A 22,757-nucleotide genomic window follows, 5' to 3' on the forward strand; every position below is an offset into this window, starting at 1 on the left:
AACGTAACCTTTCGTTGCGCATAGTGGATTGTCCCACAATCCAATGAATAGCGGCTTTGGCTGAATGTCGACACTCCACCGCGCTGCCTTACAGAGGCCGTGAGCACCAGGAAAGTAGCGGGTCGGTGCCCCGTCCGACACAGCGGGTCCGTCGAGGCAGCCGTCCGGCCGTTGAAGTCCCCTCCGTGACCGCCCGGATCGAATTCGGCGTCGAGGTCGCCCAGCGCAGTTGACATCACCACTCCCTTCGGCGGCTGGAAGCAGTCCGGATTCGGTGGCGTGGAGAAATCGACGAGCGCCTTCGACCAGTGGAGCCGGCAGAAGACGGTCTGGATTCGCACCCGTTGACCCGGTACGGTGCGCGCTGGGCGCCGCCGGGGGTCTCGCGTGATCGGAGCCATGGATGAGTAGCGTCGATGGGCCTGTTCTGGTGACCGGCGGCAGCGGATTCGTCGGCAGTCATCTGGTCCGGCAATTGCTCGAGCGCGGTTACCGCGTGCGCACTACGGTCCGGGCCCTGGCCAACCGGCCGAAGGTGAAGCCTCTTCGGGCCATGCAGCATCGATTTCCCGGTTCGCTGGAGCTGTTCGAAGCCGACCTGTTGAGGGAAGGCTCCTTCGACCGGGCCATGGACGGCTGCCGCGTCGTCTTCCACGTCGCCTCGCCGTTCCTCATGCCCGAGAAGATCAAAGACGGTCGCAAGGACGTCGTCGAGCCGGCGCTGTCCGGTACCCGGAACGTCGTGGCCGGCATAGAACGAACACCCACGGTCGAAAGACTGGTCTTCACCTCGACCGTCGGCGCCATCTTCGGGGACTACACCGACGTCAGGAACATGGCCGACCAAGTCCTCTCGGAACGCTACTTCAACTCCACCAGCACGGTGGAGAACAACCCGTATCACTATGCGAAGACAGTCGCGGAGCAGGCGGCCTGGAAGGCGGAACGGGCCCAGGGCCGTTGGCGCATGATCGCCGTCAACCCCGGCCTGGTACTGGGCCCTTCACTGACTCCCGCCTCGGACTCCGGGAGTCTGTTTCTCCTCGACGAGCTGTTCAAGGGATATTTCTTCTACGGGGCGCCCGACTTCAGCTTCACGGTCGCGGACGTAAGGGACGTCGCGAGCGCGCACATCGCTGCGGCGGAGAGCCCCGGCGCGCAGGGGCGCTATATCGTCGCGGCGGCAGAGATGGTGTCCTTTCTGGACATGTCGAGAGCCATCCTGGAGAGATTCCCCCGGAATGTACGGCTGCCCCGACATGGCCTCCCGCACTGGCCGGTGAGGATACTGGGGCCGGCGTTCGGCCTCACGCAGGACTACATCCGCAAACACCTCGGAATCAGATTCAGGGTGGACAACCGGAGAAGTGTCGAGGAGCTGGGCGTCACCTACCGGCCGATCGGAGAGACGCTCATCGATCACTACACGGCCTGGCGCATCAACAGGCAGGCGCCACCGCAGTCCGGAGCTTCCCGGGAATCCACGACGACCGGTTGACCCCCCTGCTCGACGCGTTCGCGGCGCTTTGGCGCGGCGGTGGTTCATTCAGTGGCTGTCATCGCCGGTCCACGCGTGGAGCTTGTCCGGGTTGACCACGAGCCACAGGTTGGTGATCACGCCCTCGTGCACGTCCATGGCGAGGACGGCGATGGTGGCGCCTGCGAAGCGGACCGTCATGCCGGGGGTGCCGTTGACATCGTCCTCCACTAGTTCCACGTCGGGCTCCTTGCGCATGAGGCCGAGGAGGAAGCGAGCCACCTTGTCCCGGCCGATGATCGGACGCAGGGCCGCCCGCACCTTGCCGCCTCCGTCGCTGCGCGACTCGACGTCCGGATCCAGCAGGGCGACCAGCGCGTCGAGGTCGCCGGTCTCGCACGCCTCGCGGAACGCGGAGACGACCTGCCGGTGCTCCTGCGCCGTACCGCTGTCCGGCCGCTCGTGGGCGAGGCGTCGACGGGCGGAGGAGGCGAGCTTGCGGCAGGCCGCGGGGGTGCGGCCCACCGTCTCGGCGATCTCGGTGAACGGCATGCCGAAGACGTCGTGCAGGACGAAGGCGACGCGTTCCGCGGGCGTTATCGCCTCCAGGACCACGAGCATCCCCATGCTGACGGACTCGTCGAGGGTGATCCGGTCGGCGGGATCGGCCCCGCCTTCACGACCCGCGCTCGTCCACGCCGGGCCGTCCCGGACGGGCTCGGGCAGCCATTCACCGGTGTAGCGCTCACGCCGGACCCGCGCCGAGGCGAGATGGTCGAGGCAGATCCGCGAGGCGACTCGGGTCAGCCACGCCAGCGGCGCCTCGATCTCCTGCTGTGCCCGCTCGGGCATCGCGTACCAGCGGGCGTACGTCTCCTGCACGACGTCCTCGGCGTCCTGCACCGAACCGAGCATGCGGTAGCCGAGGTTGAGCAGCCTGCGCCGCTCGGCCATGAGGGAGCCGATGGTGGGGCCCTCGGCGGGTCCGGGTGGCGTGGGCACGGCCCGTTCATCCTCCCTGTGTGACGTTCTCGGCCAGCCATTCGTCGAAGGTCCGGCTGCCCCGGGACCCCGGTCCGGTCGGCAGCTGACCGTCGCCCGCCATGGCCGCGCCTGTGGCGCCGGGGAGTTTCACCGGCAGCAGCAGCCGGTGCTCGTGCCGGGCCCGCAGCAGTCGGCGCGCCATGTCGACGAGCTGCTCGACGCGCGGTCCCGCGAGTTCCGGTGCCATGCCCTGCGGCGAGGAGAGGGCGAGTTGCACGAGGTGCTGGGCCACCTCCCGGGCCGCGACCGGCTGGGTACGCATACGGGGCACCACCGCGAGCGGGCCCGGCACCCGGTCGAGGATCTGCTGCGCGAACTCGTGGAACTGCGTGGCACGCAACACCGTCCACGGCGTCGGCCCGCCCTTCACCACTTCCTCCTGGCGCAGTTTTCCCTGGTAGTAGCCCATGCCGACGCGGTCGATGCCGACGATCGACAGGGCAACATGGTGCCTTACTCCGGCTTGTGCACCGGCGTCCAGAAGGTGTCGGCCGACGCCTTCGAAGAAGGCGATCGACTTCTTGGCGCTGGTGGTCGTCAGGTTGCACACGTCGACGACGGCCTCCACGCCCTTCATGGCCGCGTCGAGTCCCGCGCCCGTGACGAGGTCCACGCCCCGCGACCGGGCCAGCACGGCCGGCTCGTGCCCCGCAGCGGCCAGCTCCTCGACCACATACCGTCCGACCAGTCCGGTCCCGCCTGCCACCGCTACTCGCATGCCGAGCCTCCTTCCGCCCTCGTGTTCGTGCTGTACGTCATCGTGTGTCGTCCCGTCGCACGGGGAGCATCGGTACCAACAGAAGCGCCGGCAGCAACACCAGCGCGGACAGGGTGACGACATTGAGCACCTGGTCGCGCGTCCCGTACATGTCGAGGTGCTGCATGTGGTAGCTGAGGTGCAGCACGCTGAAGACCAGCCACACCGCGCCCGTGGTCTGCACGACCCGGTTGTCCCGCACATGGCGCAGGGTGATGATCGTCAGGGCGGACAGCGCCAGGAACATCGCCCCGGCGTCCTTGGCGAGGTGTTCGTTGTCGGGACCCAGCTGAGGCAGCCAGCTCAGTCCGAAGCCGGGGAAGTTCTCGTGCCACTCCTTCGGAGAGAAGTAGGCCCAGGCGCCTGTGTACAGCCCCGTCAAGGCCAGGAGGCCGAGACTGACGTATCGGAGTTTCGTGTTCATACCCCTTATGACGAGACAGCGCCCGCCGATGTGAGGTGAGCCGTCATGTGGCTGCGGGCGAGGTAGCCGGACACGGCCGCCGCGGTGGCGGAGAGTGGGAAGCGGGCGCCGAGTTGCCCGTCCGGGCGGATGACGAAGCCGGTCGGACCGTCGGGGCGGTAAAGGCGGGCGAACTCCCCGGCGGCGTCGCGGTATCCAGGGACGGTCAGGGTGTCGGGGGTGGTCGGTGCGGCTTCGCGGGCGAGGACGGCGATGGTCTGCAGGCCGGCCCTGAGGGCCGGGCCGTCGGGGGTGCCCGGGCTGCCGTTGGACATACGCGGTACCCCGGCAGACCCAGCCGCTTCTGCGGCCTCGGCCAAGTCGGCGGTGTCGCTCGCGTACAGGAGCAGCACGTGCCCCGTCCGGCCGCGCAGGACGTCGAGCAGGCGCAGCGAGTAGGTGGCGATGGGAGCGGTCAGGCCGGCGCAGTCGGGGGCCCGGTCGCCCGGCTGGGGCGCGTCGGCGGGCCCGTACGGGCTGCCGGAGAGCGGGCCTCCCCGGTAGCCGACGAGGAGTTGGGCCTCGCGGAGCATGACGGTCCGCGGGTCGTCGTGATCGGTTTCGATGCCCTGGGTGGCGTGGCGGACGGTGCGGCCGACGACCTCTTCGCCGACCGGGCGGCGTTCGGCGTCGTAACTGGCGAGCAGGGCGGGTCCGGCCTCACCGCGGACGGCGAGGGCGAGTTTCCAGGCCAGGTTGCAGGCGTCCTGGATGCCGGTGTTCATGCCCTGGGCACCGGTGGGCGGGTGGATGTGGGCGGCGTCGCCCGCGACGAAGACCCGGCCGTCGCCGTAGCGGTCGACGATCCGGTGGCTGATACGGAAGATGGAGGACCAGCGCATTCGGGAGAGGGCGGTCGGCCTGGGGGCCAGCCGGTCGACGACGGCCTGGATGTGGGCCAGTTCCGGGGCGCGGTCGCCCTCCAAGCCGTGCGCGTCGCCGTCGCCCCGCGCGGGTGCCCCGTCCGTCGCCAGGGCGGTGAGTTCGGGCGGGACCAGCATCGACATGCGGTAGCGGCGCGCGCCGGGCAGCGGGATGCAGACCAACAGGTCGTCGGTGGAGCCGTCGTCGGTGCGGTGGCTGGAGCGCACGCCGTATCCGTGCGGCAGGTCCCAGTCGGCCTCGACATCGGCCAGCATGTACTCCTCGGGGAAGGCTCCGCCCTCGTAGGTGAGTGCCAGTCCCTTGCGGACGATGCTGTGCGCGCCGTCGCAGCCGATCAGGTAGCGGGCGCGGACCTCCTCGTCGGCGCCCGAGGCGGTGCTCAGCCGTGCGGTGACCCCGTCCGCGTCCTGGGTGAACGACAGCAGTTCGGTCTCGCGCTCGATGGCGGTGCCCAGGCCCGCGACGTACTCCTCCAAGAGGCGCTCGGTCTCGTACTGCGGCAGCGCGGCGAATCCGTAGGGCACCTCGGGCGGCAGCGCGAGGTCGATCCGCGCCTGTTCCCGGCCATTGACGTAGATCAGCTGGCCGCGCATCGCAACGGCGGCCTCCAGGACGGCGTGGGCGAGGCCCATCCGGTCCCAGATCTCCAGGGTGCGGGGCTGGATGCCGACCGCCTTGGCGTACGGGAGACGGGCCGGCAGCCGGTCCACGAGCCGGCAGCGCACCCCGTGGCGGCGGAGTTCGGAGGCCGCGCTCAGTCCGACCGGGCCGGCGCCCGCGATCAGTACGTCGGTTGTGTGGGTGTGCGCCACGGGTGTCTCCCACTGCCTGGCCCCCGGACCGGTCCCGTACTCCATGGTCGCCCGGCGGGGCACGGGCGGCGAGCCGGGGTCCGGGTGCTCATGGCAAGGGGACTGCGCGGGCCGTCCGCGGGTGGCGTACCGCCGAGTGCGGGGACGCACCCGCATGCGAGGCAGGTCGGGGCAGCGATCGGCGAGCCCGGACGTCTGCCCGGCGGAGCGCCTGCGCCCCGATCACGTTGTGGCACCCGGAGAGGTGGACGTTCAAGGGCGCTTGCACGTAGCGGGGTGCTGGGGGAGGGGTGCGGCGGTGAACCGGCCCGCCGCCGTCACCAACTCCCGTAGGGGCCGTCGACGAGCTGGAACACGGGCTGCTGGCGCACCGGGTCCTGCGCGGTGGCGAGTTGAACGCGGTCACCGCTGTGGATGGCCGCGGGCGGGCCCATGACCCTGCCCCGGACGGTGAACCCCTCGGTCATCTCGATGAGGGAGACGTTGCGCGCCGCCGGGGTGTTGCGGTGGATGACCGTGGAGTGGCGCACGATGCCCGTCCCCGCGCTCGCTTCCGTCCGCAGATCGCTGCCCGCGCAGACCGGGCAGAGGAGGCGGTGGTACATGGCGGTGCCGCACCAGTTGCACCGCTGGAAGAGAAGGGCGTCCGTCTTGTGCTCCGCGGGGGCCGCGGCGAGCCCGTCCGGCGCGGCTGCGATCCCCGGATGAAGGGCGATTCCTGGGTGGTACACGATGTCATCTCCCTGCGCTCGGCCGGAATCTGAATGTGCCCGGATCGCCGTGCACGACCACAGATTATGGCACTGAGTGCCACCCGTAAAGGCACTCGGTACCCTCAATCCGGCTGAGTGGGGCGTGATCAGTCCCGTCCGAGCGTGGACTCGATCTCCTGGACGACGCGCCACATCGGGGCGCCACGCCGGGAGATGACGACGACCACGTCCTCCCGCTCCTCGTCGGGAGTGTCGAGGGGCGGGCTCCCGAAGGTGTCCCGCACATACCCGAGCGCGTGGTCCACGGCCGCGGTCGCGTCGCCCTGCCCGTCCGAGCGCAGCCAGGAGCGCAAGCCGTTGTTGTGCGCGGCGACCACGGCGGCGGCGATGACGTCGGCCTGCAGCGTGCCGCCGCGCCGGCCGGCCAAGCGTCCGCGCAGATACTCCGCGAGAGCGCGCTCGTAACGCCAGACGACCGACAACTCGTACGCGCGCAGGCCCGGGACCTTCTTGGTGAGTCGGTAGCGCTGGACGGAGAACGTCGGGTTCTCGGCGTACATGCGCAGCACGAGCCGGGCGGCGTCGCAGACCCGCTGCACCGGGTCGTCCGCGTCGGCGCCGTCGCTCAGGAATGCCGTCATGTCGGCCAGGCAGCGCTCGTGGTCCGGGAAGACCACGTCCTCCTTGGACGGGAAGTAGCGGAAGAACGACCGGCGGCCGACTCCGGCGAGCGCCACGATGTCGTCGACCGTGGTCTGCTCGTAGCCGCGCTCCAGAAAGAGCTGGAACGCCGCCGCGACGAGGGCGTCCCGCATGGGCGGCTTCGCGGTCGGCGCGTCGGCGGCCTCGCGGCGCCGGGGTCCCTCGTTCATGGACGGGAAACTAGCATCGAAGCGGGCGGGATGGCACTCAGTGCGCATTCCGGAGGGAACTGAGTTCCTTGCCCAGGTTCTGCGCAGGTGAGGGGCGCGAAGGGTGCCATCGAGGGCGGCGAGGTGTGCGTGTGCGACGCCCTCACGCCCTCCGCTCGGGGCGCGGACGATCACTCCGGATCCTCTGATTCCTCATGTGGCTGAAATGTGACCACCCGTGAAGTCCTTGTGTATTCAACGAGGTTGACAGCCTCTGCACGGTGATCGACTATGTGGTCGCACTGTGGCCCATGTGACCAATGAGCCCAGTGTTTCTTCGACCACTTACCCCCGGTGCGGCCCCCGGCTGCTTCGTGCTGCCCTGCCGCCGTCGACCGGGTCTCGCATCATCAAGATGGGATCTGCATGTCCATAGCGAGACGTGTCACCCTTCGCTGCCTGCTGGGGACGGGCGCGGCGGTGCTCGCCCTCTCCGCGGCCACGACCACCGCGTCGGCCACCGACAAGCCCGGTGGCGACGGATGGGACAAGGCCGCCGGCGGTTACGCGCCCGGGCAGGGCGCGGGCACGGCGACCGCGACCGATCGCTGCCAGTTCTCCCTGGACGGGACGAACTTCTACGACTCGGTCCGCGTCGACGACGAGAACCTCAAGCCCACCGACGACGGCAAAGTCCACATCAAGGTCCGTACCGCGAGCGACGCCGGCACCTGCACCGCCTCGCTGGCCGCGTACCGCACCCACGGCGCCACCTTCAAGACCTCCGGCGTCCAGGTCTTCCACGACTTCGACACCGTCACGGTCAAGCCGGGCGCCACCGACTCGCTCGACATCTCGGTGCCCGACGCCGGCTGCTTCGCGCAGATCGACCTCTACCGTGGCGCCGTCAAGTTCGACGGCAAGTACGACGCCAATGACGGCTTCGAGCACGGTGACCTGCCCGCGGGCCCGGACCACGCGGTCATCAAGGACAAGCTGATCATGGCGTGGAACGGCGGCAAGAAGGACTGCACGACGCAGCCGACCACTCCGGAGACCCCGCCCGCCTCGACGCCTCCTGCGGAGACGCCCGGTACGCCGAGCGAGTCGACGCCCGCGACCCCGACGTCGCCCTCGGCGCCCGAGACGTCCGCGACCCCCTCGGCATCCGAGTCGACCACGCCGCCGGCTCCCTCGCCGGCCGGTGGCGAGTCGACCCCGCCCGGCGACCTCGCGGAGACCGGCGGCGGCAACACGCTGCCGATAGCGGCCGGCGCCGTGGTGGTCCTCGCGGCCGGTGCCGCGATCACCGTCACCACCCGCCGTCGGCGCGCCGCGGGCGGCCGCTCCTGACGCCCGGCGTCATCGTCATCGGCCCTCGATGACCTGCTGACGAGCCCCGGCACTCACCCGTGACTGAGTGCCGGGGCTCTTTCATGGCCTGGCTCTGAGCCCTCATGCTCGGCGCACCGGCCGTGAGCGGTACCGCTCCGTCGCCGCGAGCCGCACCGCCCAGCAGAGAGGCACCCAGGACTGAGCTCGCCCCTGGTGATCACGCGGGGAAAGCCGATCGCGCGAGGTCCCCGAAGTCCACCACTTGGGCAGTGGCGTTGACGCCTCTCGCCAGGTCCGAGACGAGATAGCGGACAGCCGCCGCGATCTCCTCGGGCCGGTGCACCGGGAAGGGTGCGCCGTCGAAGCCCATCTCGGTGAGGCCGAGGTCGGCACGGGACATCGGGTGTCGACGATGCTGGGCGCCACGCGGTTGACCCGGACGCCGTACTGGTCGAGGTCGGTGGCCAGCGCCTTGGCCGCATCGGCGCGCGTGGAGATCTGGGCGAAGCTGTGGGGCCCGTCCCCGGTCTCCCACACGGGCGCGTCCTACACCTTCGGGGACGTGTACTTCGAGCCCAAGGCGTTCCGTCCGGACGGCCCGCGCCTGTGCTTAGGCGGCGCGGGCATGCACGACGCGATGGTCCGCCGGATCGTGGAGCACGGGCATGCCTTCAACCCGCTGGGAAGGCCCACACCCGAGGAGATGGGCATGCTGGCCGACGCGACGTGGGCCGCGGGACGGGACATCGCCGACGTGGAGATGACCGGCGGCACCCGCGCGGTCTTCCCTGACGACGACTCGTGCGCGGACCTCGGCCGGGCGCTGGAGTCGATCCCGCAACAGATGGCGCAGGGCTTCACGACCTCCTGTGTGAAACCGTCGCAGTGCACCGGTGATCCGCACGGGGCCGCCGCGTTCTGCCGTGGCGTCATACGACGGGTGGAGGGGCGGGTGTGACGCCGCGGCGGGCTCAGTGATCGTTGCAGCCCGGCGACGGCGCATCGCCTGGAAGTGGCCGGCTCTGGTGGGCCTGCAGTGCGACACTTACCAGGGTCAGCAGCAGGTCGATGTCCGAGTCGACTTCGAGATGGATGGTGACCCAGCGCGAGCCGGGCACCATCCGCACCGCGGTCGCGCCCTTGAGGTGGTCCTCGTAGCGCCGGATGGCCCGGTCCGTGAGGTGCAGGTCGACGTCGTGGTCCGTATGGAAGTGGACGATCTCGCCCTGGGCCGAGCACAGCGCCCGCCCCGTGCCACAGCTCGGCCGGGCCTCCGCCAGGTCCGGCCAACCCGCCAGTCGCGTCATGGCTCTCAGGGCCATCGTCATGCGCCCATCATGACCAGCTCACCACCCGGCCACCAGAACTTGAGGAAGACGTAACCGAGCCGTAGCACCGGAATGTCCGGATACTGACCCGAAAGCCGAAGCCACTCGGCATCGGACTCCCTGGCCCACCGGGTCGGGCAAGGGTGACCTCGACCGGCAGCCGCTTGATGCCGTTGACGAAGTTCGAGCGGACGCGCGGGACCTCGCCGGCGAGACGGATGCCGGCGAGGCGCGGGATCAGCTCCTCGAACATGCTGCGGATCTCGGTGCGGGCCAGCAGATTGCCCAGGCACAGGTGGGGGCTGCCCTCGCCGAAGGTGACGTGGTCGTTGTTCTGCCGGGTGACGTCGAAGTCGTACGGGTCGGCGAAGACCTTCTCGTCGCGGTTGCCGGAGGCGTACCCCAAGACGACCTTGTCGCCCTCCTTGAGCTGCTTGCCGCCGAGTTCGAGGTCGCGGATCGCGGTGCGGCGGAAGTGGTGGATGGGGGAGGCCCAGCTCAGGAACTCCCCGACCGCGGTCGGGGTCAGGGAGGGGCTTGGAGACCAGGTCCGTTCCGTCGACGCCGCGCCGCTGCCCGGCCAACTCCCACCCGTACGCGAACACTTCGAGCGAAGCGGGGAGCGGAAGTGCAGGTCGCGGTACTTCTCGCTCTCCTCGCTGTGCAGCAGGACGTCTGCGTAGTCGGCGGCAGTGCGGATGTTGCCCTGATGCTCCAGCCGGGCGTGCAGCGTCGGGACGTAGTCCGTGCCGTGGGCCGCGTCCTGCTCGCGCAGGCGCCACAGCGGTGTCACTCCACGACCGCCTGCCCTCCACGGCTCAACCGTCCGGGCGGTCGGTGAATTTTCCACGCGCTTCTGCTTCCCCCGGCCCGCCACGCGATCGGAAAGAGACTCCATGACAACTCCGGCCTCCTCCCCCGCCGTTCCGACCGGCCGCGTCGCGGACAAGGTCTGCATCGTGACCGGCGCGGGATCCGGCACCGGCAAAGCGATCGCCCACCGGCCGGCGGAAGAGGGCGGAAAGGTTCTGTTCCCAGACCTTTACGAGTCGACCGGCGGGAGACGGTGGCGGAGATCATCGCGGTCGGCGGGGTGGCCGAGGGGCGATCGGTAGATGTCTCCTCCGGTGCCGAGGTCGATGCGATGGTCGATGCCGCGGTCTCCCGCTGGAAAGGCGTGGATGTGCTGGTCAACAACGTGGGCGTCAACCTGCCGGGACTGCTGCACGAGGTCCCCGACGACATCATCGACAAGACCCTCGACGTGAACGTGAAGGGCCGGCTGTACGGTTGCCGCGCGGTCATCCCGTACATGCTCGCCATCGGCGGCGGCTCGATCGTGAACATCTCCCGTGTCAATGGTCTGGTCAGCGAGCCCTTTCTCACTGTTTACTCTGCGTCCAAAGGTGCCGGCGTGATGCTCACCAAGGGCGTCGCGCTGGACTACGTCAAACACGGCATCCGCTGCAACGTGATCTGCCCGGGATGGGTGGACACCCCCATCAACCACGCGCACGCCAAGCTCCTCGGCGGCCTCGACCACATCTACGACACCATCGACTCCTTCCAGCCCATCGGGCGTCCGGGGCAGCCCCGCGAGATCGCGAACGGGGCCCTGTTCCTCGCCTCCGACGAGGCGAGCTTGATGACCGGAGGCGTCGTCGCGGTCGACGGCGGCATGACCTCCCAGTAGCCGATCCCCGCCGTCCACACCCGCCCGCGCCGTACACCCTCTCCACCGGCCCAGCCGCCCTTCCTCCCGAGCGGCCCAGCAGACAAGGGGACCACCCGTGGCTTCGGACAACGCCCTGGACAAGACCGGCTCACCCGGTCCGGTCGACACCGCAGCGCCTCAGATGACCGACGACGAGGCCCGGCTCCACGAGCTCGGCTACGCGCAGGAACTCGAGCGGAGCATGTCGCCGTTCTCGAACTTCGCCGTCTCGTTCACCATCATCTGCATCCTCTCCGGCTGCATGACGCTCTACGGCTTCGGCATGAACACCGGCGGTCCGGCCGTCATGGTGTGGGGCTGGCCCATCGTCGGTGTCCTCACCCTCACCGTCGGCCTGGGCATGGCCGAGGTGTGTTCCAGCTATCCGACCGCGGGCGGCCTCTACTACTGGGCTGCCAAGCTCGCCAAGAGCAACGGGCCGGCCTGGGCCTGGTTCACCGGCTGGTTCAACTTCCTCGGCCAGGTCGCCGTCACCGCGGGCATCGACTTCGGCCTGGCGCAGTTCCTCAACGCCTTCCTGGACCTCCAGTTCGGCTTCGCCGCCACCCCAGGCCACACGGTGCTCCTCTTCGGGATCACCCTGCTGGTCCACGCGTTGCTCAACGTGCGCGGCGTCAAGCTCGTCGCCCTGCTGAACAACATCAGCGTGTGGTGGCAGGTCATCGGCGTGGCGGTCGTCGTCCTCGCGCTGGTGTTCCTGCCCGACCACCACCAGTCGGCGGGCTTCGTCTTCGGACACTTCGTCAACAACACCGGATGGGGATCCTCCCTCTATGTCTCCCTGCTCGGCCTGCTGCTCGCCCAGTACACCCTGACCGGCTTCGACGCCTCCGCCCATATGACGGAGGAGACCCACGACGCGGCCCGCTCAGGACCGCGCGGCATCGTCAACTCGATCCTCGTCTCGCTGGTCGCGGGCTGGATCCTGCTGATCGGCGTCACCTTCGCGATCCAGAGCTACGACGGCGCCCTCGGCAGCAGTACCGGAGTGCCCCCGGTGCAGATCTTCCTCGACGCCCTGGGCGAGACCGGCGGCAAGCTGCTGCTTCTCATCGTCATCGGTGCCCAGTTCTTCTGTGGAATGTCCTCCGTGACCGCCAACTCCCGCATGATCTACGCCTTCTCGCGGGACGGCGCCCTGCCCGGCTCGAAGATCTGGCACCGGATCAGCGACCGCACCCGCACCCCGGCCAACGCGGTCTGGCTCGCCTCCGGCGGCGCCTTCCTCCTCGGACTGCCCTACTTGATCAACCCCACCGCGTACGCCGCCGTCACCTCGATCGCCGTCATCGGACTCTTCATCGCGTACGTCATCCCGATCTATCTGCGGCTGCGCCAGGGCGACGACTTCGCCGCCGGACCGTGGAACCTCGGCCGATGGAGCAAGCCCATCGCGGTCGTCGCCGTCGGCTGGGTCGCCTGTGTCACCATCTTGTTCATGCTGCCGCAGGTCAGCCCGGTCACGGCCAAGACCTTCAACTACGCGCCGGTCGCCGTCGCGGTGGTGCTCGGCTTCGCCGGCGCCTGGTGGCTGCTCTCCGCCCGCACGTGGTTCAGCGGCCCCAAGGTCCAGGGCAGCGCGGCCGAGCTCGCCTCCATCGAACGTGAACTCATGGGCGGCTGACGCCCGTCCGTAACGCCGAGCGGCCCCGGACTCTACGGTCCGGGGCCGCTCGGCGTTGTACGCCCTCTGGGATCACGCCATCCAGAAGAAGACCGCGGTCATCCGCTTGTCCTCCATGGTGCTGCCGCAGTACTCGGTGGCGCTGTGCATCAGGTTGGCGTTGTAGAGCAGCAGCCGGTTGTACCGGTGCGGTACGGCGATGTCCTCGACGAACGAGTCCGGCGGGACGAAGCGCGTGCCCAGCGCCTCGACCAGATTGTTGTGCGGGGCGGCCACCACGTTGCCGCCCAGCCGTCCGCCGGGCAGGTTCTGCCGGTAGAAGCTGGTGCCGCAGTTCTTGGGAACGTTCGGATTCAGGTAGAGCACCGCGGCGTAACGGCAGAGCGCGCGTGAGTCGGTGTGGGGGCGCGGCTCTCCCTCGTCCTTGCCGACCACCTGGATGCAGTTGTGGTTGAGGGTGGCGCCGGACGGCGTCGTCTGCTGCCACAACTTCTGGGCACCGGTGGCCTTCTTCACCAGCCGCTCTACGCGCGTCAAGTCCTCCGGCTCCAGCCCGGGCATCGTCCGCAGGCCGGGCCAGCTCTCCGACGTGTACGGGTGGCCCTTGACCCAGTCGTCCTTGGCGACGCACCGGGCCCGGACGGTATCCACGTCGGGCAGCACATTGTCGAAGACCCAGTAGTCCCGATCGCGGGTGGGTTTCCGATAGGGGAGGACCGGGAGCGCCGGTGTTCTTGGAGGTTGTGGGGGCATGCGGCAGACCCTATAGATGCCCGTGTCAGCGATCTCCAGAGATTTGGTCAATCTTCCGTCAACTCGGCGTGTTCGTAGGGCTGTCGACCAGCGAGGGATCGCGGCGGCGCGCCGGCCATCCTTGCTTGGTAATGAGATCCATTTTCATATAGCGTGGGGTCCTGCCGCCTCATCCATCCCAGGAGATCCTCATGGCCGTCCCCAAGCGGAAGATGTCCCGCAGCAACACCCGTCACCGCCGCGCGCAGTGGAAGGCGGCCACGCCGCAGCTCGTGCCGCTCACCGTCGATGGCTCGTCGTACCTGGTCCCGCAGCGGCTGGCCAAGGCGTACGAGCGCGGCCTGCTGCGCCCGGAGGGCTGACGTGCGCGCCGCCTTCGTAGGAAAGGGCGGCAGCGGAAAGACCACGCTGTCGGCCCTCTTCTCCCGCCATCTCGCGCACTCCGGAGCGCCCCTCGTCGCCATCGACGGCGACATCAACCAGCATCTGGCCCAGGCCCTCGGCCTCGACGACGACGCACTGTTCACCGCGCCGCCCCTCAGCGCGCGCCTGGGCGAGATCAAGGACCATCTGCGCGGCGACAACCCACGCATCACCTCGCGCGAGGCCATGATCAAGACCACCCCGCCCGGACGCGGGTCACGCCTGCTGCGTCTGCTCGGCGACGACGCGGTGCACACCCACCACATCCAGGTGGTGGGCGGCGTACCGCTGATGGTCACGGGCGAGTTCGACGAGCGCGACCTCGGGGTGGCCTGCTACCACTCCAAGCTCGGAGCCGTGGAGCTCTACCTCAACCATCTCGTCGACGGGCCCGGCGAGTACGTGGTCGTCGACATGACCGCGGGCGCGGACGCCTTCGCCTCCGGGCTGTTCACCCGCTTCGACATGACTTTTCTGGTTGCCGAACCCACCCGCAAGGGCGTCTCGGTCTACCGCCAATACCGGGACCACGCCGAGGAGTTCGGCACCCCGATCGCGGTCGTCGGCAACAAGGTCACCGGCGAGGACGACCTGCTCTTCCTCAAGGAACAGGTCGGCGATCATCTCCTGACGTACTTCCAGCACTCCTCCTGGGTACGCGCCCAGGAGCAAGGACGCCCCCAGGGCGAGCTGGAACCGCACAACATCCACGCGCTGCGCCAACTGCGTACCGCCCTCGACGCGCGCACCAAGGACTGGAAGGCCTTCCAGGGGCATGCCGTCGTCTTCCACCTCCGCAACGCCGCTGCCTGGGCCGACCGGGCCACCGGCAGCGACCTCTCCGCCCAGGTCGACCCCGACTTCCGGCACGGCCCGGCCGCCCTCCGCACCACCTAGCGACAGGAACCCCCTTTTCATGTCACTCGACGTCTCCCCGAAGCTGCTCGCCGAAGCCGAACGCGGTCAGGTCCGCGAAGAGGACTTCGTGGAAACGGTTCGTACGTCCCTGCCGTACGCGTACGACCTCATCGCCGGCCTGGTCGCCGAACTGCGGGACGAAGCACAAGAGTTCACCGACAACCACACCCCGCCGCCCACCGAGAAGGAGCGCGGGCAGCTGCTGCGGGCGCTGGCCAGTGACGCGATCCGCGGCAGTCTGGAGCGGCACTTCGGGGTCTCGCTGGCCTTCATGAACTGCCACCGGGTCGCGGTCTTCCGTTCCGAGGCCCACGGCGGAGAAACTCACACCCGCTTCACCTCGCTGCGGTCGCAGATCCTCAACCAGTCGCCCGAGTTCCGCGACTGCTGACGTGGTGAGCCACGGGTTCGTCGCCGTGTACGTCAGATCGCCGGCTGCGTGAGGGACTGCTCGGCCCAGATGATCTTTCCCTCGGGGGTGTAGCGGGTGCCCCAGCGCTGAGTGAACTGGGAGATCAGGAACAGCCCACGGCCGCCCTCGTCGGTCGTCTTCGGATGGCGCAGGTGCGGGGCGGTGGTGCCGCCGTCGAACACCTCGCAGATCAGGGCCTGTTCGGTGATCAGCCGCAACCGGATCGGGCCGTCGGCGTACCGGATGGCGTTGGTGACGAGCTCGCTCACGACCAGTTCGGTGGTGAAGGCGAGCTCGTCCAGGCCCCAGACGCCCAGTTGCTGGGTCGACGCCTTCCGGGCCTCGGCGACGACCGCCGGGTCGACGCGCAGGTCCCAGGTCGCGACCTGCTCGGCCCCCAGCCGCCGGGTGCGCGCCATCAACAGCGCCACGTCGTCGTAGGGACGCGTCGGCACGAGATCGTCCACGATGGTGCGGCACAGTCCGTCCAACGGCTGCCCATGCGCCTCGAGCGCGCGGCGCAGCCGCTCACGGCCGGCCTGCGGATCCCGCCCGGTACGGGGTGTGGCGATGAGCCCGTCGGTGTGCAGGGCCAGCACGCTGCCCTCCGCCAGGGGCAACTCGACCGATTCGAAAGGCAGTCCGCCCACGCCGAGCGCGGGACCGTCGGGGAGTTCGGTGAACGTGACGGTGCCGTCGGGGGTGACGATCGCGGGCGCGGGATGGCCCGCACTCGCCATCGAGCACTGCCCGCTCACCGGGTCGTACACCGCGTACAGACAACTCGCGCCCACCGCCTGCATGCCGCTCGTGAGGGTGTCGGCGCCCGAGCCCTCCTCCCGGGCGGCGCGGCTGACCAGGTCGTCGAGGTGGGCGAGGACCTCCTCCGGGGACAGATCCAGGTCGGCCAGGGTCTGCACGGCGGCCCGCAGCCGTCCCATCGCGGCCGCGCCGTCGATGCCGTGCCCCGCGACCTCGCCCACCACCAGGGCCACCCGGGCCCCGGACAGCGGAATGACGTCGAACCAGTCCCCGGCGAGCCCTGTCAGCTCGTCGGCGGGCCGGTAGCAGGCGGCGACCTCCACCGCGTCCTGCTCGGGGAAGCGGTGGGGGAGCAGATTGCGCTGCAGGACGAGGGCCGCGTCGCGCTCGCGGGTGTAGCGGCGGGCGTTGTCGAGGCACAGGGCCGCCCGGCCGACGAACTCCTCGGCGAGGCTCAGATCGTCCTCGTCGAACGGGTCCTGGCGGCCGCGCCGGAAGAACGTGGTGATGCCCAGCGTGACGCCGCGGGCACGGACGGGCACGATCATCACGCTGTGCAGCCCGAGGTCGAGGAAGGTGGCGGCCCGACCGTCGGGGGTACCCGTGGCCCACTCCCCGGACAGCGGGTCGAGCCGTTCCTCGCGCCAGGACTCGCCGTCGACCAGGCACCGGATCGGGGGAGACCCGGCCCGGTAGGACGCCACTTCGCCGATCTCGACGGCGGTTTCGGGGACGCCGCCCTGCACCGACTGGTGTCCGGCGCGCCGCAGCGGCACCGCGTCCGTGTCCTCACCCGGACCGGGTGTCGGCTCCCCTCCCTTGAGTACGGACTCCAGCAGGTCCACGGTGACGAAGTCGGCCAGCCCGGGCACCGCGACGTCGGCCAGCTCCTGCGCGGTCTGCAGGACATCCAGGCTGCGGCCGATGTGCTGACCGGCCCGGTCCAGCAGGGCGAGCCGCCGGCGGGCACGGAAGCGCTCGCTGACGTCGACGACGGTGTAGTAGACGCCGATCGGGTGGCCGTGGGGGTCCTCCAACCGGACGAACGACATGGAGTGGGCCGTCTCGCGGTGTGGCGCGGAGCGAACGCGGCCCACGTGCTCGTATGCGACCACCGACTCGCCGCTCTCCAGCACCCGGCGCATCTGCGCTTCGAGTCGCTCGGCGTCCAGACCGGGCTGTACCTCGGCGAGCCGTCGTCCCAGCCGCGACTGCGGTGGGCCCCCGCCGAACTGCTCCAGAGCGGCGTTCGACCACACGTACCGCAGGTCGGTGTCCACGATCGCGATGCCCACCGGGGAGCGCGCGGTCATCTGCTCCAGCACGGAGCGGCTCATGTCCCAGCCGGGACCGCCGGCCAGATCAGCGAGCAGCACCACCCAGTGCGCCGGGCCGCTGCTGCGCTGTACCGGAACGACCCGCACCATCGAGAGGACCGGGTGTCCGTCCCGGTGGCGCACGGAAAGCAGTCCCGTCCAGCCGCTGTCTTCCTGGCACCGCTCGACCAGCTCCGGGATCCTCGCCGCGTCCTCCGGGACCAGCAGATCGGCCGCGGGCCGTCCCAGCACCTCGGCGGCCGGATATCCCAGCAGCCGCTCGGCGTCCGCGGTCCAGCTGGTCACCGCCATCCGGGCATCGAGCAGCAGTGGCGCGGCGTCCGCCATGTCGAAGCGCTGACGGGCCAGCACGTCTCGTTCCTCGCTCGCACCCACTGCGACCCTCTCCGCTCCCCGAAGGTGGTCTTACCCCCCTCGTGCCCATTCATCACGTTGTACGACCAGAGCGCGGGTCGTTCGAGCCTGGTCGATCGTATTGATCGAAAGCGATCGATACGATTGTGGGCGTACAGTGAGCACACGGGATCACGCTCCGCGTTCGCCCGCATTTCGTCCGTCCGGCCTTGCCTCAGGGGGAGCCCATGCGACTGCACGTCGACCAGCGTCATGAGCGGGTACTCGAACTCGTCCGGGAGCGCGGCAGCCTCCGGGTCGCCGATCTCGCGGCCGAACTCGGCGTCTCCGCGGTGACCTTGAGGCGTGACGTGGAGACGCTCGCCGCACAGGGCCGGGTGCAGCGGCTGCACGGCGCGGTGGTCTGGCCGGGCGACGCGGCCGCGGAGCCGCAGCCCCGGCAGGAGTCCGCCGAGGGTGCCGTGATCGGAATGATCGTGCCGACCACCGTCAACATCTTCGCGGACATCGTCCGCGGGGCCCGCGAGACCATCGGCGCCCAGGGCGGCCGCCTGGTCCTCGGTATGACCGGATATGTCGACTCCGAGGACGCCGTACAGGCGGAACACCTGATCGCGGGCGGTGCGGAGGGGCTGCTCGTCGCGCCCAGCTGGTTCGGTGGCGTGCCCGTGGGGGGCCAGGAGAAGTGGCTCCTCGAATGCGCGGTGCCGACCGTCCTGGTCGAGCGCTCCGCACCGGCCGGGAACCCCGCGGCCGGCCTCGACCGGGTGCGCACGGACCGGGCGCACGGAGCGGCCGTGGCCGTGGGTCACTTCGCCTCCTTGGGGCACCGCAGGATCACCGCGGTGCTCCAGGAGGGCCCGCACGCCGCGCAGATCTCGGCGGGCTATCTGGCGGCCGTGCAGTCCTTGGGCCTGGACGTCGATTCCGGCGCGCCGTCGGTCCGCGAGCACGGTGACTACGAGGCCAGCATCGACTACCTCGTCGAAGCGGTGGAGAAACGCGGAGTGACGGCGGCGCTCGTGCACAGCGACGAGGACGCGATCGTGCTGGTGCCCAAGCTCCAGGCGCACGGCATCAGCGTTCCCGAGGACCTCGCGCTGATCGCGTACGACGACGAGGTGGCCGGCCTCGCGGACGTCCCCCTGACAGCCGTCGCCCCGCCCACGCGCTCGGTGGGGGAACTGGCCGCGAATCTGCTGCTCCAGCGGCTCGCGGAACGCGCGAGCGGACAGCGCCCGGCACCCCGTCAGCACCTCGAGCTTCTCCCCGAGTTGAGGATCCGTTCGTCCTGCGGTGGCGAAGCGCTCGATTCATGAGCGTTGTTCGATCGTTTTGATTGTCTTGGTCGAACGCTCTTGACTCTGATCGTGTGCGCACAAAGGATGTCCTGCATCCGCCTCTTCCCGTACGAGGTCTCGTAGGAGCCGTGCCATGTCGCGCACTTCACGTACGTTCCGCACAGCCGCCACCGCCACCATCGCCGCCCTGGGCATGCTCGCCACCGCATGTGGCGGCGAGAATGGCTCGACCGACTCCAAGTCGGACGGCAAGCCGGTCACCATCCAGTACTGGACCTGGACCCTCGGGGCCAAGTCGACCGTCGAGGCGTTCAACAGGACGCACAAGGACATCCAGGTCAAGTTCACCGAGATCCCCAGCTCCGCCGAGGGCTACAGCAAGCTCTCCAACGCGGTGAAGGCGGGCAACGCGCCCGACGTGGCGACCATCGAGTACCAGATGGTCCCGGAGTTCGCGAGCCAGGGAAACCTGATCGATCTGACCAAGTACGCCGGTGAAACGGTCAAGTCGAAGTTCCCCGCGTCCGTCCAGAGCCTGGTGACCTTCGGCGGCAAGACCTGGACCGTCCCGTACGACGTCGCGCCGCAGCTGTACTACTACCGCACCGACCTGTTCAAGAAGTACGGCATCGAAGTCCCCAAGACCTGGGACGAGTTCAAGACCGCCGCCGCGAAGGTCAAGAAGAAGGACAAGAACGCCCGGCTGGCCTCCATGCCGAAGTCCGACCCGGCGCTGCTGGCCGCGCTGTCCTGGCAGGCCGGCGGCAAGTGGTTCGCCACCGAGGGGGACGCCTGGAAGCCCGGCGTGAACGACGCGCCCACCAAGAAGGTCGCCGCCTACTGGGACGGCCTGATCAAGGACGACCTGGTGCAGTCCTTCACCGCGTACAGCCTCGAGGAGACCAAGGCCCGTACCTCCGGCAAGACCCTCTCCTTCCTCGGCGCCTCCTGGTCCGCGGGCGGCATGAAGACCGCGATGTCCGACCTCAAGGGCAAGTGGGCCGCCGCCCCCATGCCGAACTGGGGAACCGCGGCAAGCGGCAACTACGGCGGCACCTCCTACGGCGTCCTCAAGGGCAGCAAGCACGCCGAGGCCGCGACCGAGTTCATCAAGTGGCTCACCACGAACAAGGCCGGCGTCGAGGCCCGGCTCGCCGACCTGGAGTCGCCCAGCAGCGCCCTGCCGGCCAACCCGGAGATGCGCGAGGTCGCCGCGGCCAAGTTCGACACCTCGTACCTGAACGGCCAGGACCTCTATCAGCTCGCCTCCGCACAGGTCGACACGATCGTCCCCGGCTGGACGTGGGGCCCGAACCAGTTGGACGTCTACACCGCGGTCCAGGACGCGACGGCCAAGTCCGGCTTCACCTCGGGAGTCGACGCGGGCCAGCAGAAGGCCGAGTCGGGGATCACGGAGCGCGGGCTGAAGCTCGCCAAGTGACCTGACGGGTCCGCCAGATCGCGGCCCCTGTCCGAGCGGGACTCGGACACGGGCCGCGGCCGGACCCCGTCACTCCGGGGCTGTTCCCGTCGCCCCGGCACTCCCGTCACCGATCGTCTCCCCGAAGCGCCCAGCCCGCCAAGGAGCCACCGTGGCAGTACCTCTCGCCCCCGCCGTGAAGGCCCGGCCCCACCCCTCGACGAAGCCCCCGGGCACCTCGAAACTACGGCGCAGTCAACGTCGGGCCGCCGCCCTCCTGATCACCCCGTTCTTCGTCCTGTTCGCCGCGGTCATGGCCGCGCCCATCGGCTACGCCGTGTGGATGAGCCTCTTCCAGGAGCACTCCTCGGGGCTCGGCTTCGGCGGCACAGAGCGGGTGTTCTCCGGAATCGGCAACTACACCAAGGCCCTGTCCGACGCGGGCTTCAGGGACTCCTTCGTCCACATCGCGCTCTACTGCGCGCTGTACATCCCGGTGATGATCGGCGGCTCACTCCTCCTCGCGCTGCTGGTCGACTCCGCGATGGCCCGGGCCAAGCGCTTCTTCCAGCTCGCGCTGTTCCTTCCGCACGCGATCCCGGGACTGATCGCGTCGGTCATCTGGATCTACCTGTACACCCCGGGACTGAGCCCCGTGCTCGACTGGATCGGCGCCCTCGGCGGCTCATGGAACTTCTACAGCAACGACCATGTGCTCTCGTCCATGGTCAACCTCTGCGCCTGGCAGTGGATCGGCTACAACATGGTCATCTTCTACGCCGCCTTGCAGGCCGTTCCGCGCGAAATGATCGAAGCGGCCGTCGTCGACGGGGCGGGCGCCATCCGCACCGCCCTGCGGATCAAGGTGCCGATGATCGCCTCCGCGGTCGTCATGACCGTTCTGTTCACCTGCGTCGGCGCCATCCAGATCTTCACCGAGCCCAAGCTGCTCAACCAGCGCGGAGCGCCCTCCATCGACACCGAGTGGTCGCCGACCCTGTTCATCTGGAAGGCCGGCTTCGTCCAGCACGACTACGGCCTCGCCGCCGCCGCGTCCCTGCTGCTCGCCCTGCTCGGCGTCCTCCTCTCCTACATCGTCACCCGGCTCGGCAACCGGTGGAAGGCGGCGTCATGAGCACCCTCACCCACACGACAAGCCCGGCCGAGGCACCGGCCGAGCGCACGGCCACCCGGGCCACGCGCCGCCGGACCTCGCCCAACGCGCTGCTGTCCAAGGGCGTCGTCAACGGACTGCTGATCGTCGCCGCCTTCTACACCCTGATGCCGGTCAGCTGGCTGCTCCTCGCCGCCACCAAGAACGACCGCGACCTGTTCTCCACCTCCGGCTTCGCCCTCGGCGACTTCAACCTCTTCGCCAACCTGCAGCACGTCTTCACCTTCAACGACGGCATCTATCTGCGCTGGTTCGGCAACAGCATCCTGTACTCGGTCGTCGGTTCGGCCGCCTCGACGTTCCTGTGCATCGCCACCGGCTACGCCTTCGACAAGTACGACTTCAAGGGCAAGGAGAAGCTGTTCGGCGCGGTGCTCGGCGGAGTCCTGGTCCCCACCACGGTGATCCAGCTGCCGATGTATCTGCTCGCCACCAAGGTCGGGATCGTCAACACCTACTGGGCCCTGCTGCTGCCCGCCCTGGTCAACCCCTTCGGCGTCTACCTCGCCCGCGTCTTCTCCGAGGGTTATGTGCCGAACGAGGTCCTGGAGGCCGCCCGTGTCGACGGCGCCGGCGAGCTGCGCACCTTCGCCCGGATCTCCCTGCCGATGCTCGCCCCCGGCTTCATGACCATCTTCCTGTTCTCGTTCACCGCCAGCTGGAACAACTTCTTCGGCGCCCTCGTGATGCTGAACGACGAGAATCTCTACCCGGTCAACCTCGGCCTGTTCATGTGGAACAGCGTCACGCAGCAGCAGCCCGAGTACTACTCGCTCGTCATCACCGGCTCGCTCGTCGCCGTCGTCCCACTGATCGTCGCCTTCGTCTGCCTCCAGCGTTTCTGGCGCTCGGGACTGACCGCCGGCGCGGTGAAGTGAC

Annotated in this window: 22 protein-coding genes and 2 pseudogenes; 13 read left to right on the top strand and 11 right to left on the bottom strand. The window is 69.3% G+C overall.

What is annotated here, in order from left to right:
* Positions 1–231 precede the first annotated feature (231 nt).
* Together AB5J53_RS46250 and AB5J53_RS46255 are read left to right on the top strand one after the other, a co-directional pair.
* Positions 232–348: pseudogene (locus AB5J53_RS46250) on the top strand (aldehyde dehydrogenase family protein); the annotation flags it as partial.
* A 55-nt stretch (positions 349–403) separates the two neighbouring features.
* Positions 404–1,498 carry an NAD-dependent epimerase/dehydratase family protein gene (locus tag AB5J53_RS46255; RefSeq protein WP_369251564.1) on the top strand — a complete coding sequence of 365 codons (1,095 nt, stop codon included), beginning with the start codon at positions 404–406 and terminating at the stop codon, positions 1,496–1,498.
* A 48-nt stretch (positions 1,499–1,546) separates the two neighbouring features.
* Here AB5J53_RS46255 and sigJ read toward each other — a convergent pair whose 3' ends face one another.
* The 6 genes from sigJ to AB5J53_RS46285 form a co-directional block, all read right to left on the bottom strand.
* Entirely contained in the window at positions 1,547–2,479 is a 933-nt protein-coding gene (gene sigJ / locus AB5J53_RS46260) for an RNA polymerase sigma factor SigJ (RefSeq protein ID WP_369251565.1), read from the bottom strand.
* Between the two features lie 7 nt (positions 2,480–2,486).
* Positions 2,487–3,239, bottom strand: coding sequence for an SDR family oxidoreductase (locus AB5J53_RS46265; protein ID WP_369251566.1), 753 nt, complete (start codon positions 3,237–3,239; stop codon positions 2,487–2,489).
* 37 nt (positions 3,240–3,276) lie between these two features.
* Complete coding sequence (locus AB5J53_RS46270) at positions 3,277–3,702, bottom strand: hypothetical protein (RefSeq protein WP_369251567.1); 426 nt, start codon at positions 3,700–3,702, stop codon at positions 3,277–3,279.
* Positions 3,703–3,707: 5 nt separating this feature from the next.
* Positions 3,708–5,438 carry an FAD-dependent monooxygenase gene (locus tag AB5J53_RS46275; protein WP_369251568.1) on the bottom strand — a complete coding sequence of 577 codons (1,731 nt, stop codon included), beginning with the start codon at positions 5,436–5,438 and terminating at the stop codon, positions 3,708–3,710.
* A 317-nt stretch (positions 5,439–5,755) separates the two neighbouring features.
* Entirely contained in the window at positions 5,756–6,136 is a 381-nt protein-coding gene (locus tag AB5J53_RS46280) for a Zn-ribbon domain-containing OB-fold protein (RefSeq protein ID WP_369252891.1), read from the bottom strand.
* 161 nt (positions 6,137–6,297) lie between these two features.
* Positions 6,298–6,966 (bottom strand): TetR family transcriptional regulator, encoded by a 669-nt coding sequence (locus AB5J53_RS46285; protein ID WP_369252893.1) that lies wholly within the window; start codon positions 6,964–6,966, stop codon positions 6,298–6,300.
* A 462-nt stretch (positions 6,967–7,428) separates the two neighbouring features.
* Between AB5J53_RS46285 and AB5J53_RS46290 the strand changes: the two genes are divergently transcribed.
* Positions 7,429–8,355: an LAETG motif-containing sortase-dependent surface protein gene (locus AB5J53_RS46290; protein WP_369251569.1), complete on the top strand. Its 927-nt coding sequence runs from the start codon at positions 7,429–7,431 to the stop codon at positions 8,353–8,355.
* A 199-nt stretch (positions 8,356–8,554) separates the two neighbouring features.
* On the opposite strand, the gene AB5J53_RS46295 is transcribed toward AB5J53_RS46290, so the two are convergent.
* Positions 8,555–8,737 (bottom strand): hypothetical protein, encoded by a 183-nt coding sequence (locus AB5J53_RS46295; RefSeq protein ID WP_369251570.1) that lies wholly within the window; start codon positions 8,735–8,737, stop codon positions 8,555–8,557.
* 3 nt (positions 8,738–8,740) lie between these two features.
* Between AB5J53_RS46295 and AB5J53_RS46300 the strand changes: the two genes are divergently transcribed.
* Positions 8,741–9,295 (top strand): hypothetical protein, encoded by a 555-nt coding sequence (locus tag AB5J53_RS46300; RefSeq protein WP_369251571.1) that lies wholly within the window; start codon positions 8,741–8,743, stop codon positions 9,293–9,295.
* Between the two features lie 13 nt (positions 9,296–9,308).
* Here the strand turns inward: AB5J53_RS46300 and AB5J53_RS46305 are convergent, their stop codons facing one another.
* Together AB5J53_RS46305 and AB5J53_RS46310 are read right to left on the bottom strand one after the other, a co-directional pair.
* Positions 9,309–9,665 carry a luciferase family protein gene (locus AB5J53_RS46305; RefSeq protein ID WP_369251572.1) on the bottom strand — a complete coding sequence of 119 codons (357 nt, stop codon included), beginning with the start codon at positions 9,663–9,665 and terminating at the stop codon, positions 9,309–9,311.
* Between the two features lie 136 nt (positions 9,666–9,801).
* Positions 9,802–10,350 (bottom strand): annotated as a pseudogene (locus tag AB5J53_RS46310) (cytochrome P450); the annotation flags it as partial.
* Positions 10,351–10,731: 381 nt separating this feature from the next.
* Here AB5J53_RS46310 and AB5J53_RS46315 point away from each other — a divergent pair.
* Positions 10,732–11,358 carry an SDR family NAD(P)-dependent oxidoreductase gene (locus AB5J53_RS46315; protein ID WP_369251573.1) on the top strand — a complete coding sequence of 209 codons (627 nt, stop codon included), beginning with the start codon at positions 10,732–10,734 and terminating at the stop codon, positions 11,356–11,358.
* Between the two features lie 163 nt (positions 11,359–11,521).
* The gene (locus tag AB5J53_RS46320) at positions 11,522–13,024 is read left to right on the top strand and encodes an amino acid permease (protein WP_369252895.1); all 1,503 of its coding nucleotides are present in this window, start codon (positions 11,522–11,524) and stop codon (positions 13,022–13,024) included.
* A 72-nt stretch (positions 13,025–13,096) separates the two neighbouring features.
* Here AB5J53_RS46320 and AB5J53_RS46325 read toward each other — a convergent pair whose 3' ends face one another.
* Positions 13,097–13,777 carry a DUF6445 family protein gene (locus AB5J53_RS46325; RefSeq protein ID WP_369251574.1) on the bottom strand — a complete coding sequence of 227 codons (681 nt, stop codon included), beginning with the start codon at positions 13,775–13,777 and terminating at the stop codon, positions 13,097–13,099.
* A gap of 191 nt (positions 13,778–13,968) precedes the next feature.
* Between AB5J53_RS46325 and rpmF the strand changes: the two genes are divergently transcribed.
* From rpmF to AB5J53_RS46340, 3 genes are read left to right on the top strand one after another with little or no spacing between them, the layout of a single operon-like run.
* Positions 13,969–14,139 carry a 50S ribosomal protein L32 gene (gene rpmF / locus AB5J53_RS46330; RefSeq protein WP_369251575.1) on the top strand — a complete coding sequence of 57 codons (171 nt, stop codon included), beginning with the start codon at positions 13,969–13,971 and terminating at the stop codon, positions 14,137–14,139.
* Position 14,140: 1 nt separating this feature from the next.
* Positions 14,141–15,097 (top strand): ATP-binding protein, encoded by a 957-nt coding sequence (locus AB5J53_RS46335; protein ID WP_369251576.1) that lies wholly within the window; start codon positions 14,141–14,143, stop codon positions 15,095–15,097.
* Positions 15,098–15,116: 19 nt separating this feature from the next.
* A complete protein-coding gene (locus AB5J53_RS46340) occupies positions 15,117–15,509 on the top strand; it encodes an SCO5389 family protein (protein ID WP_369251577.1) in 393 nt (130 codons plus the stop codon).
* Positions 15,510–15,541: 32 nt separating this feature from the next.
* Here the strand turns inward: AB5J53_RS46340 and AB5J53_RS46345 are convergent, their stop codons facing one another.
* Complete coding sequence (locus AB5J53_RS46345) at positions 15,542–18,004, bottom strand: SpoIIE family protein phosphatase (RefSeq protein WP_369251578.1); 2,463 nt, start codon at positions 18,002–18,004, stop codon at positions 15,542–15,544.
* 206 nt (positions 18,005–18,210) lie between these two features.
* Between AB5J53_RS46345 and AB5J53_RS46350 the strand changes: the two genes are divergently transcribed.
* The 4 genes from AB5J53_RS46350 (at position 18,211) to AB5J53_RS46365 (ending at position 22,756) form a co-directional block, all read left to right on the top strand.
* A complete protein-coding gene (locus AB5J53_RS46350; RefSeq protein ID WP_369251579.1) occupies positions 18,211–19,302 on the top strand; it encodes a substrate-binding domain-containing protein in 1,092 nt (363 codons plus the stop codon).
* A gap of 115 nt (positions 19,303–19,417) precedes the next feature.
* A complete protein-coding gene (locus AB5J53_RS46355) occupies positions 19,418–20,725 on the top strand; it encodes an ABC transporter substrate-binding protein (protein WP_369251580.1) in 1,308 nt (435 codons plus the stop codon).
* A gap of 151 nt (positions 20,726–20,876) precedes the next feature.
* A complete protein-coding gene (locus AB5J53_RS46360; RefSeq protein ID WP_369251581.1) occupies positions 20,877–21,839 on the top strand; it encodes a carbohydrate ABC transporter permease in 963 nt (320 codons plus the stop codon).
* On the top strand, positions 21,836–22,756 hold the full coding sequence (locus tag AB5J53_RS46365; RefSeq protein WP_369251582.1) for a carbohydrate ABC transporter permease: 921 nt from the start codon (positions 21,836–21,838) through the stop codon (positions 22,754–22,756). The genes AB5J53_RS46360 and AB5J53_RS46365 overlap by 4 nt, the downstream gene beginning before the upstream one ends.
* The last annotated feature ends 1 nt before the right edge of the window (position 22,757 follow it).

It is taken from the genome of Streptomyces sp. R41 (genome assembly GCF_041053055.1).
Classification (GTDB): domain Bacteria; phylum Actinomycetota; class Actinomycetes; order Streptomycetales; family Streptomycetaceae; genus Streptomyces.